This window comes from Maritimimonas sp. 2304DJ26-3 (genome assembly GCF_056591635.1).
The window spans coordinates 658,867-671,277 of record NZ_JBWQOK010000002.1; the positions used below are offsets into that span (position 1 = coordinate 658,867).

Consider the following 12,411-nt stretch of genomic DNA (forward strand, 5'->3'; position numbering starts at 1 on the left):
GCAAATTTAACGCTATTCTTAATAATTTTGTAACTTTAATTATTATTTCATCCTTAAATCTCTTCAAAATGTCAACTAAAAAATATATTAGATTATTTACTTTATTAGTTCTTTTTACAGGTTGTAAAAATGATACTAAAACCGAAGAGCAAAATACTACTAAAGCTAAGACAGAAATTATAAATGAGATAAAACCTCAACATACCTTAACTAAAGACCAAACACATAATAAATTTAGTAGCACAATCAAACCTGTTTTGACAGTTAAATCTGGAGCTGTTATAGAAGCATTTACAGAAGATGCTTTTGATGAGCAATTTGATATAAACTCCACTGTTGAAGATCTTAAAAATTTTAATTTAGATCTTGTACACCCTCTTACTGGACCTGTTTATGTCGAAGATGCTCGACCAGGAGATGTCTTAAAAGTTACTCTCCATGAAATTGAAGTTGGTGATTGGGGTTGGAATGCTATTCTTTCGGGATTTGGTTTTGTTGCAGATTCTATTGAAGGATCCTATTTTAGGACTTATGAATTAGGAAAAAATATAACTCATGTTAATTTTAACGACAATATAAAAATTGAATTAAACCCTTTTCCAGGTGTTATGGGGGTTGCTCCGGCCACTACCGAACTATTATCGACAATTCCGCCAAGAGCAAATGGTGGTAATATGGATGATCCAAACTTAACTAAAGGTACTACAGTTTATTTTCCTGTTTTTGTTGAAGGCGGCTTGTTTTCTTTAGGTGATGGTCATGCTGTGCAAGGTCATGGAGAAGTTTGTGGTACTGCAATTGAAGTTCCTCTTAGAGTTGTCTATCAAATAGAGTTGATTAAAGACAAAAGTATTAAAGAACCACAATACGAAACAGAAGATTATTATGCTACAACTGGGTTTGGCACTACTATAGATGAAGCTGCAAAAAAGGCTACATTATATATGATAGATTACTTAATGAAAGAACATAATCTTTCTAAATTAGAAGCTTATGCTTTATGTTCCCTGTCTGGTGATCTTAAAATTGCTGAAACTGTAGATGTTCCTCATATGTTAGTTACTATGCATATGGATAAAAAAGTACTGGGAATAGAATAACACAACCTATTGTTAAATTTTTGAAAATCATACTAGATTCAACTACCTTTAACGTCTTCTAAATTTTAATCATGAAAAAAATAATACTACCAATCATTTTATTATTGTCTATCTTATCAACAACAGGTCAAACGGACATAGAGAAAACAAAAGCTACTATTTCAAAAAATGATATCGAAGGCCATATCTATTTTTTAGCTTCTGATGAATTAAGAGGTAGAGAAACAGGGTCACCAGAAATTGATATCGCTGCTTCTTATTTAGCAAATACATTGAGAAGATATGGAGCAAAACCAGCAAATAATGGTAGTTATTATCAAAATGTTGAACTTGAAAATATATCTGCACCAAAAAAATTAGGTATTAGGTTAAATGATTTCTCTTCAGACAAATTAATGCAAATAAGAGGTTACAATACATTTTTTAATGGTCAAGCTATCTATCTTAGCTATGGCTTAGAAGATGACTACAAAGGAAAGGATGTTAAAGGAAAACTTATCATTGCTAAAGCTGGAACACCTGAAAATTCAAACCCTCAAGCTGCTTTTGGTGTAGGTAGAACTAAAAGAGAGTTAGTAGAAAAAAATGGAGCAATCGGGTTAATTGAACTAAGCAATGCTAATGATCAATTATGGGAACGCTTTGCACACTATTTTAATAATGATAAAATGGGATTAGCTAGCAATGAAACTAAAAAAGCTCTTCATTTGTGGTTGAAAGATACTGATAGTGCCATCTTAAATGAATTGTCATCTACAAAAAAGGTCAATGCCAACTTAAATATAGAAGGAATTACTAAAACTCCAGTAAAAGCAAAAAATGTTGTTGGTATGATTGAAGGATCTGACCCTAAGTTAAAAGATCAATTTGTTATTTATTCCGCACATTACGACCATGTAGGTGTAGGTAAACCTAACGCTGAAAAAGATTCTATTTATAATGGAGCAAGAGATAATGCAGTAGGTACCGTAACAGTGCTAAGTGCAGCAGAAAACATGGGTAAGTATCCAACTAAGCGATCTGCTCTTTTTATATTATTCACAGGTGAAGAGAAAGGATTATTAGGAAGTAAATGGTATGTTGAACATCCTGTTGTGCCACTAGATAAAATGGTTTATTGCTTTAATAGTGATAACGGAGGATATAACGATACTTCTTTAGCTACAATTATAGGCTTAGGTAGAACTACCGCAGACAAACATATTAAAAAAGCTGCTGAGGCTTTCGGATTGAAAGCAACAGATGATCCAGCTCCAGAGCAAGGATTATTTGATCGATCAGATAACGTACATTTTGCAGCAAAAGGTATTCCCGCTCCAACCTTCAGTTTAGGGTTTACTTCTTTTGATGCAGAAATTGGAAAATACTATCATCAACAAGCTGATAATCCAGAAAGTTTAGATTATGATTATTTAGAAAAGTTCTTCAAATCATATGTATTAGCATCTAGATTAATTGCTAACGATCCAGAAATTCCATTTTGGAAAGAAGGTGATAAGTATCATGACGCTGGGGTAAAACTCTATAATAGAACAGCAATCAAAAATTAATTTTATTTAATTTTAATTCGAAAGGCTTCGTTACCTTCTAGGATTCCAATTAGTAAATCATTTGATTCCACTTTACCTACTCCTGCTGGAGTTCCGGTAAAAATTATATCGCCTTTTTTGAGTATAAAAAATTGTGATACATAAGCTATTAGTTCATCTATTTTCCAAAGCATGGCATTGGTGTTTCCATCTTGAACTATTGAATCATTCTTTTTTAATTGAAACTTAAGATTGTTTAAATCAAATTCATGTTTGGGGTAGAAAGTAGTACTAACCACTGCACTTCCATCAAACGCCTTTGCTTTTTCCCATGGCAAGCCTTTTTCTTTACAACTCGATTGCACATCTCTTGCTGTAAAGTCAATTCCTAGCCCTATTTCGTCATAGTATTTGTGAGCAAATTTTTCCGATATATACTTACCAACTTTGTTTATTTTCACTAAAACTTCTACCTCATAATGAATATCAGTTGAAAATGGTGGAATAAAAAAAGGCGTTTTTTTTGGTAAAATTGCCGAATCTGGCTTTAAAAAAACAACAGGTTCTTCTGGTCTTTCATTAGCCAATTCCTCTATATGCTTGGCATAATTTCGACCTATACAAATAATCTTCATATCAATTTGGAAAGTAGTATTTTAAGGAATCCATTTTTTTTCAAAATTAGGTTTACGCTTTTCTAAAAATGCATTACGTCCTTCTTTAGCCTCATCAGTCATATAAGCTAAACGGGTAGCTTCACCAGCAAATACCTGCTGGCCCACCATACCATCATCAGTTAAATTCATAGCAAATTTTAACATTTTTATTGATGTAGGCGATTTTGCTAAAACCTCTTGAGCCCATTGATAAGCCGTGTCTTCCAATTCCGCATGAGGTATAACTGCATTCACCATACCCATTTCGTAAGCTTCTTGTGCAGAATAATTACGTCCTAAAAAGAAAATTTCTCTCGCTTTTTTTTGACCTACCATTTTAGCTAAATAAGCAGATCCATAGCCTCCGTCAAAACTAGTAACATCAGCGTCTGTCTGCTTAAAAATGGCGTGTTCTTTACTTGCTAATGTCATATCGCAAACTACATGCAAACTATGACCGCCACCAACAGCCCAGCCAGGAACAACGGCAATAACCACTTTAGGCATAAATCGAATTAAACGCTGAACTTCTAATATATTTAATCTATGATATCCATCTTCACCTACGTAGCCTTGGTGACCACGTGCTTTTTGATCTCCACCGCTACAAAATGAATAAACACCATCTTTGCTTGATGGCCCTTCGGCGGAAAGTAAAATAGCGCCTATATTAGTATCTTCTTGAGCATCATAAAATGCATCATATAATTCACTAGTAGTTTTAGGTCTAAATGCATTGCGTATATCTGGTCGGTTAAATGCTATTCTAGCTACTCCATTACACTTTTTGTAAGTGATGTCATCATATTTTTTAGCAACTTTCCAGTCAATCTGTATCATATTTTACAATTTAATTCGTTTGTAAAGATATGACTATGAAAAATACTAAAAAAATTAGCTTTTTATAACTTAAAAATACTTGAGATGAAAAAATTGTGCGCTAAACTATTTTTACTCTTTTTTACCATTTACGGATTTTCGCAAAACACTCATTTGGAGAAGTTTACTTCAATGGAAATGTCAGGCGAATTAAATAACGAACGTATCTTAAAAATTTACGTCCCGGATTCCTACAAAGAAGATTCAACTAGGGTTTATCCTTTAGCTATTGTATTGGATGCGGAGTACCTATTTGATATTTATGTTGCAAATTCAAAATTATTTGCTTCTAAAGATAAAGCTCCAGAACAAATAGTAGTAGGGGTTTATCAAAATCAGAGAAATGAGCGAAAATCAGATTGTGAAATTAGTATTGCAAATGGCTTATTGACTGAAACAAGTTCTAAATTCTATAAATTCATAAAAAATGAATTACTTAACCATATAGAAAGTAAGTATCGAATTTCACCTTTCAAGACTATTGTAGGTAATACGCTTACTGCCAATTTTATTAATTATTACTTGGTAGAGCAAAATCCACCTTTTACGGCCTATATTAATATTAATCCGTTATTTCCACCTGATGTAGCAGGTCTTTTTCAAGGGAAAGTTCCAAGTTTAGAAAATAACACCTATTTCTATATGAATACAGGGAAGTACAATGGTGTAAAGAAGGATAAAGCTATAGAAAAGATTCACTACATCTTAAATAATATTGAAAACGAGAACTTTATCTATAGATTTGATGAATTTGATAATTCTACAAAAATATCTTCTATAGGGCAAGCTATCCCTGGAGCGGTTGCACATATATTCGAAATGTATTCTTCTATTTCTAAACAAGAATTTGATAATCACATTGCTGACCTAAGTCCAGCTGAAGCTATTGAATACTTAGAAAGAAAATATGTAGAAATTCAGTACTTATTCGGATCAAACCTTAAAGTAAGGCAACGTGACATTTTTGCTATAGAGTCAATCGTTTTAGATAAAGAAAATGGTGATTACTTAGAAGAGTTCGGTAAAATGATTAATCGCCTATATCCAGAATCACCAATTGGAGATTATTATATTGGTCAATATTATGAAACAGGTAATGATCTTAAAAGAGCTTTAAAATACTATAAGAACGGATATGCCAAGATATCTTCTGATGACCCTAATGCAGATGGTTATTTTCAGAATGTTGAGCGTGTTTTAGCCAAAACTAAAAAGAAGAATGAGCCAATTGAGGAAGAAACTTTAGAAGAAGAATCTGTTGAAGAGGAAACTGAAGGAGGCAGATAAAATATTATTTCATATGATAAATAAGGACGAATTTTAAAAAATTCTCGTCCTTATTTACTTTAGAAGATATATACCATCTTCTTCTATTTTAATTTTCTTTTGCTTATACAGATTACCAATTGCCTTTTTAAAATTCTTTTTACTCATCTGTAATTGACTTTTAATCTCTTCTGGTGAGCTTTTATCTGTTAATTCTAAAACACCCTTATTTTCCTCTAAAGCATGTAGTAATCGATTAGATATATTTTCAATAGCATTCTTAAAACCTTGTGGAGACAAACTCACATCAATCTTATCATCTTCTCTAAGCTTTTTTATATACCCAGTAGTTCGTTGACCTTCTTCTATAGCTTGAAAAATTTCGTTCCTGTATAATAAACCTTCATATTCTTCATTGATTAATACAGAAAACCCCAATGGCGACTCTTTACCAATTATTAGATTTACCTTATCACCTTCTTTCATATTCTTTATAATTAAAAAAGCCTCGCTTTAGCAAGGCTTAAATTTATATATTTAAAATCAACAATTAATATTTTATTGCTTTTTTGCTCACTTCAGCGCCATTTTCTAATACTGCATTTAATATAAGAACAGTACCTTTAGAAATATTTTGAGTATTTAAGTAAAAGTCTAATTCATTTGGAGCTCTATCTATTAACAATCTACCCAACATATCATAAACTTTTAGTTCAGAAATCTGATTATTAGATCTAATTCTTAATGTATTATCTTCATTTACAACAATAAAATCATTGTTTAATTCTTCTCCATTTACACTCAACACAGATTTATTAAACTGCAACGTAAATCTATCTGAGAAGCTACCTTCTTCTGTAATCTCGAATTCATAATCAGATGTCTTAAGATCATGTACAATGTTTAATTCATTATCAACTAAATAGATTTCTTCATTGTCTAATACACCTTCTGTTCTATCTATAGAAATAACAAATTCTTCTTTTATATAAGAATCAAAACCAATAGATATCTTTTTATCTGCAGAAAAAGGTCCAAATCCTTGAATTGCATAACGATTCTCTCCCATATTAGAATACAAACTAACAAAGTTACCGCCATCAAATTTTAATCCGTCATACCCTCTATCAAACCCGTCACTAGCTTTTTCGAAAAAACCAACTAAAATTTGGTTAAAAGCGCCCCCCTCTTTACTAGTCACATTCAACCACATTCTATCTTTTTCATCTTGGTTTTTCGATTTTTTTGAACTACCTCTAAAAAATTGGTTATTACCACCTTCTAGCTGCATACTTGTATCAAAAAAAACATTAGCGCCTCCTGTAATTGCGTTTACCAAGAAACCTTGTCCTGAAGCTATATTACCATTGGGTGCTAAACTACCCGATGGCGATCCGGTGCCACTACCACTACCAACTGCTGTACCCCCTGCTAGATTATATGTTGCATAGTCATCAACAGTATAATCATTATCTTCACCTGGGTTATCTTGATAAGCAGTTGTATGCGTCCAAAACCATAAAGTACCATCTATTGCATTATTATCAAATATAACATTGTTCGGACCATCATTGTCAGTGAACTCAATAAAGATATCAGCATCTATCGCTGATGGGTAAGGATTACCCACTAAATTAAACCCATAACCTCCAGGCCAATCACTATCAAAACCTATACCTCTTGATAAAAAGCCATGATGCGGAGTTCCAGTAAAAGACACATTGTGTTGAGTCGAACCTGTGGGTGCCTCTGCTATATAACCCCTACCTTCTTCCATAGTCCCTGAGGCAACAGCCCAGTAACCTGGGTTACCAACCTGTGGTGTTTCCAAATAAAACACTCTTTGAACCCCACTAAAAACTGTAGCTATATCGGCATTCTCTACAGGAGAAGACCAATAAGTAAAATCTCTAAAATTGTTTAGCGGTGTTGAGCTTTCACGTTTCGTAATTGAACCAGAAATTGGATTCGAGCTAGAACTTGTTGTAATTAATGATTCTGTGTCACCAATAATAAAACTTCCATTTATATTTATATTTTCAGCAACTTTAACATAATTAGAAGTTCCGCCATCTAAGTTTATACTTCCATTAATTGTTAAATTACAAGCTTCAAAAGAACCTGCAGCCGCATTGTATGTGCCAGAAATAATTGCATCCTTCGTTTTATCCGGTATTCCGTTTGTCCATCCGCCACTATAAGTAGTGGAACCTACTGTTTGTGTTCCTAAATATAAATTTGTAGTAGGGTTTGCGTTATCTACTTCAGATAAATCAGAGATCTCAATATAGTCTAAAACTGTATTCGTTCCAGAATCATATAAAAAACTTGTAGATGGTATCTCGTTTGTACCACATCCTTTTATGAAAGATGTATTACTTCCCCAAGATGGTGGAGTTGCATTACCAACAACTCCCATAATATCTATTCTTGCAGCATAAGTTCCAGCATCATTTGTAGTAGAAATTAAAATAACATCATCTCCATCAAAAACTAATTGATCTGTTGGAGTTCCGTTACCAGAGGCTCCAATATTTCTCAGTAAAAAGACATCACCAGCACCTATAAAAGGAAGTTGAAAGTTTCTATCTGGAGCTTGAGAATTAATAATACCGTTAGTTGTTCTATTATTAAAGTAAATAGCCACAAAAAAATCTCCATTTTGAACATCATTAGCAGAAACATTCTTAATCTCTAAGTATTGTTCACTTCCGCCTCCTTCATAGTATTGAGTTATTAGTAATGGGCTACCTGGTGGCGGACCAGTACTAGCATCACCACTTATATCAAAAACATATTCTGCTCCAGCATTATTTGGAATATTAATTTCAGCTGTTTTTAATTCAGCTGGTGAATTTGGATCAAATGTCACTTGAAATGTTGTAAACTGCCCAGGTGTTAACGTTGTTAAACCAGGAGAAGATGTAACTGAGAAATTATTTTGAGCATCATCATCTATTCTAACTACGGGTATACCGTTCAATATTAAATCATAAGTCCCATTATTTGTAATTGTATATGTTCGTACGGAAGTTCCTCCATTTGTTTGTACATCACCAAAATAAGTGTCATTAGTTACACTAGGAATATTGGTGTCATTACCAGTAATAGGGTTACTGTTACCAGTTACTGCCATCACTGGTGAAGGAGCAGTTCCTGTACCAGTGATTTGAAAAATAAAATCAGTAGGGTCATTCGGAAACGGATCACCTGGTGGATTAGGAACAGTTTCTGTTTCTATACCAACAAAGTCATTATATGGAACATCACTAAGACCTGGTGCATCTGGGTCTTGTGGAGTAAAAACAATATTAAATGTTAAAGAACCTCCATTTGCGGCTACAGAAGCAGGTAAAGTTACCCCTTGTAATTCAAAGTCTTCTGTACTAGTTGAAGTAAATGTTGAAGCAAAAATAATATCATTTACATTTAACGCTCCCGTACCATTATTTACTATTGTATATTGTCTCGAAACCGATCCGAAGTTACCAACTACGGTACCAAAATTATCTGTAGTTCCCCCAGTTATTGGATTACCATCATTATTCAAAACCTCTATTTGAGGTGAAGATGCACCAACAGTTCCCGTAACCTGAAAGAAATAATCTGAAGGAGTTCCAAAACCACCAGTAGCCGCTCGAACTCTAACATAAATTGTTCTTACTTCACCAACTGTAGCACCTACTTCCGGCTGAAATGTGATATCAAAAAAAGATTGATCATCTAATTCTATTCCTGAACTTGGCACTGGTCCACCAACAACAAAAGATCCAGTATAATCTGGCCCCGTACTAGCCGGAAACTCAGTTGTTATCAATGTTCTTGTTCCAGCAACACCACTTGTAAATACAAACTCGTTAGTATTTAAATCACCTGCTGCTACAGAACCAAAATCGGTGCCTTCAGTAATGGTCACCGTATTAGAAGGAGGTGATGTACTTGTAGTCGAAATTTCTTGAAATGTACTTCCAGAGTCACTTCTTCCACTAACAGTATCCTGACCTTGGACCAGAATAACAGCAAATACAGTAAATAGAAAAGTGCATAGTAATTTTTTCATCATGAGTAGTATATTAAATTCCCTTTTTAATCTTTTTCTTAATTTACAAATATATAAATTCTATCCTGTTTTACAGGAGTTTTATCTTATTTATAACGGTTTTCTTTAAGTTTTCGTTCATTAATGTAATGATCTTATCTTTACCATAACTTAATTCTTCGCGTAAAGCAGAAGAAGAAAGCTTAACTTTAAGCTCTCTGTTGACAAGTTTTACTGAAAGTGTGTAACTCATAACCCCTTGACCCATAACCTCTAACCATGCCTCTTTCACCAAGATTTGGTCTATACCTTTTTGTAAATTGTTTTCATTAAGCATTTCTTTCATTGCCTCTAGCATAGACAGAAATTCATTATTACGCTTCGACATTACTTAACTTTTTTAACTCAAACATTTTATACGATTGCTCAGTCTTTTTAATAATTTCTTCTGTTCTATTAACATGAGTATCAGAAATAAACAATTGCCCAAAATTGTCATCATTCACTAAAGATATGAGTTTAGCTACTCTTGTCTTATCTAATTTATCAAAAATATCATCTAATAGTAATATTGGTGTTGTATTTGACTGTTCTTTGACCAGGTCAAATTGAGCCAATTTTAACGCTATTAAATATGATTTCTGTTGACCTTGTGAACCGAACTTTTTAACCAAATGATCATCTATAGTATATAACAAGTCATCTTTATGGATTCCTACTGAAGTATACTGCAATAACCGATCTCTTTCAAGATTAGTTTCAAGTAAATTTTCTAATGAATCAGATTCTAATTGAGATTTATAGGCCAAATCTGCCTTCTCTTCTGTTTGAGCGATTATCTGATAACGTTTTCTGAATAACGGAATAAAATCAGTCAAGAATTGTTTCCGTTTCTCGTAAATTTTATACCCAAAATCAACTAATTGCTCATTATAAATATTTAAATTTAGAACATCAAATGTATGATTTAAAGCAAAATACTTCAACAAAGAATTCCGTTGGGAAAGTACTTTATTATACGAAATTAAATTCTGTAAGTATATTTTATCTGACTGAGAGATAACGCTATCAATAAATTTTCTACGCACATCACTACCTTCTACAATCAGATTAGTGTCTGATGGTGAAATAATTACCAATGGTATTAAGCCTATATGATTAGATAATTTATCATATAACTTACCATTTCTCTTTACTGCTTTTTTTTGTCCTCGCTTTAAGCTACAACTAATTACCTCTTCACGACTTTCCTTTTCAAAAACACCTTCAATTAAAAAGAAATCTTCATCATGTTTAATATTTTGCAAGGCAATACTATTAAAATATCCTTTTGCGAAAGCCAAATGATAAATTGCATCTAACACGTTCGTTTTACCTACACCATTGTTACCGACAAAACAGTTTATTTTCTCATCAAAAATATAATCCGTTGAGGAGAAATTTTTATAATTTACTAATGCAATTTTTTTAAGATACATTCTAGTGGCTGTCTGACTACAAAAAAACAAAAATTACAGCAATTATACACCTTAGAATTCGATAAAAAATTATATTTTTGCGCATTCAAATTTTGAAACGAATGGCAACTTATAAGAAAAGAGGAAACAAAGCGAATAAAGAAGTAAAGCAAAATATTGAAGCAAATAGTACTACTGCAGAAGTGTTTAATACACTTGATGAGACCGCTTCAAAATCAGAGCAATGGGTAGAAAAAAATAGCAAGCCCTTATTTGCTGGTTTGGTGATTATTGCTACATTAATTTTAGCATATTTAGCATATAATAAATATGTAAAAGAACCTAGAGAACTAGAAGCTGCCGATGAACTAGCATATTCAAAAAGTTTCTTTGACCAAGCTCAAACCAATACTGTTGAAGCTGACTCATTATATAATTTAGCATTAAATGGTACAGACGGAAAGTATGGGTTATTAGATATTATAGACAATTATGGAAGTACCAATGCTGGAAATTTAGCTAAATATATGGCAGGTATTTCGTATTTAAAAAAGAAAGATTATCAAAATGCTATTTCTCAATTAGGTGATTTTTCAACAGATGATCAAATTTTAGGAGCGTTAGCTTTAGGTAATATTGGTGATGCTTTCGCAGAAATAAATCAACCCGAAGAAGCATTAGAATATTATGAAAAAGCCGCAGATTTTAAAAGCAACGAGTTTACCTCACCTATCTACCTAATGAAAGCAGGTAGAACAGCATTAGATTTAAAAGAATTTAAAAAAGCTGAAAATTTATTTAATAGAATAAAGGACAACTACTCTAAATCTGAAGAAGGTCAAGAAATAGATGTTTTTATACAAAGAGCTAAATTTGCACAACAGTAATTAGCTAACTATGGCAACTACTAATTTATCATATTATGATAAAGCTACAATCCCAAATGCGAAGGCTCTTCGATTTGGGATTGTTGTTTCTGAGTGGAACAATGCTATTACCAACAATCTTTTTATAGGAGCTAAGGAAACCCTTATTGACTGTGGTGCGTTACCTAAAAATATTTCTAGGTTAGATGTTCCAGGCAGTTATGAGTTAATATATGGTGCCAAGCATTTATTAAGAACAGCATCTTTTGATGCTATTATTACAATAGGTTGCGTTATTCAAGGTGAGACAAAGCATTTTGATTTTGTATGTGATGCCGTTTCACAAGGTATTAAAGACTTAAACATACAATACGACACACCTACTATCTTCTGTGTTCTTACAGATAATACAATGCAACAATCTATTGATAGGTCAGGCGGAAAATTAGGTAATAAAGGTGTAGAATGCGCTATTGCTGCCATAAAAATGGCAACTTTATGATAGATTTAACGCGCTTGTTATAAACAAAATTTGACCACTCTTTTTAATTTTGGTACTTTTGATTTACCATCAAAAATGGTAAGATTTTTGTGCTAAAATCTAAACAATATTTTTTGC

General features: G+C 32.7%; 11 protein-coding genes. 5 read left to right on the forward strand and 6 right to left on the reverse strand.

The features are described 5' to 3' along the window. Positions 1–68: 68 nt before the first annotated feature. Positions 69–1,100 carry an acetamidase/formamidase family protein gene (locus tag AC1EUV_RS08000; RefSeq protein WP_480198159.1) on the forward strand — a complete coding sequence of 344 codons (1,032 nt, stop codon included), beginning with the start codon at positions 69–71 and terminating at the stop codon, positions 1,098–1,100. Between the two features lie 71 nt (positions 1,101–1,171). Beyond that, complete coding sequence (locus AC1EUV_RS08005) at positions 1,172–2,650, forward strand: M28 family peptidase (RefSeq protein WP_480198160.1); 1,479 nt, start codon at positions 1,172–1,174, stop codon at positions 2,648–2,650. Positions 2,651–2,652: 2 nt separating this feature from the next. Here AC1EUV_RS08005 and AC1EUV_RS08010 read toward each other — a convergent pair whose 3' ends face one another. Next, positions 2,653–3,264, reverse strand: a complete 612-nt coding sequence (locus AC1EUV_RS08010) for a fumarylacetoacetate hydrolase family protein (protein WP_480198161.1) — start codon at positions 3,262–3,264, stop codon at positions 2,653–2,655. Between the two features lie 21 nt (positions 3,265–3,285). Next, positions 3,286–4,125, reverse strand: a complete 840-nt coding sequence (locus AC1EUV_RS08015) for a 1,4-dihydroxy-2-naphthoyl-CoA synthase (protein ID WP_480198162.1) — start codon at positions 4,123–4,125, stop codon at positions 3,286–3,288. A gap of 84 nt (positions 4,126–4,209) precedes the next feature. Here AC1EUV_RS08015 and AC1EUV_RS08020 point away from each other — a divergent pair, with 84 nt between their 5' ends. After that, on the forward strand, positions 4,210–5,451 hold the full coding sequence (locus AC1EUV_RS08020; RefSeq protein ID WP_480198163.1) for an alpha/beta hydrolase: 1,242 nt from the start codon (positions 4,210–4,212) through the stop codon (positions 5,449–5,451). Between the two features lie 54 nt (positions 5,452–5,505). Here AC1EUV_RS08020 and AC1EUV_RS08025 read toward each other — a convergent pair whose 3' ends face one another. The 4 genes from AC1EUV_RS08025 to recF all read right to left on the reverse strand — a co-directional run bounded on the left by AC1EUV_RS08025 (position 5,506) and on the right by recF (position 10,947). Further along, complete coding sequence (locus AC1EUV_RS08025) at positions 5,506–5,916, reverse strand: S1 RNA-binding domain-containing protein (protein ID WP_480198164.1); 411 nt, start codon at positions 5,914–5,916, stop codon at positions 5,506–5,508. Positions 5,917–5,980: 64 nt separating this feature from the next. Beyond that, entirely contained in the window at positions 5,981–9,493 is a 3,513-nt protein-coding gene (locus AC1EUV_RS08030; protein ID WP_480198165.1) for a choice-of-anchor D domain-containing protein, read from the reverse strand. A gap of 67 nt (positions 9,494–9,560) precedes the next feature. Then, positions 9,561–9,857, reverse strand: coding sequence for a DciA family protein (locus AC1EUV_RS08035; protein ID WP_480198166.1), 297 nt, complete (start codon positions 9,855–9,857; stop codon positions 9,561–9,563). After that, complete coding sequence (gene recF / locus AC1EUV_RS08040) at positions 9,844–10,947, reverse strand: DNA replication/repair protein RecF (RefSeq protein WP_480198167.1); 1,104 nt, start codon at positions 10,945–10,947, stop codon at positions 9,844–9,846. Before recF ends, AC1EUV_RS08035 begins: the two co-directional genes overlap by 14 nt. 101 nt (positions 10,948–11,048) lie before the next feature. On the opposite strand from recF, the gene AC1EUV_RS08045 reads away from it, so the two are divergent. Beyond that, positions 11,049–11,813 (forward strand): tetratricopeptide repeat protein, encoded by a 765-nt coding sequence (locus tag AC1EUV_RS08045; protein WP_480198168.1) that lies wholly within the window; start codon positions 11,049–11,051, stop codon positions 11,811–11,813. Between the two features lie 10 nt (positions 11,814–11,823). After that, entirely contained in the window at positions 11,824–12,294 is a 471-nt protein-coding gene (gene ribH, locus AC1EUV_RS08050) for a 6,7-dimethyl-8-ribityllumazine synthase (protein ID WP_480198169.1), read from the forward strand. Positions 12,295–12,411: the final 117 nt, after the last annotated feature.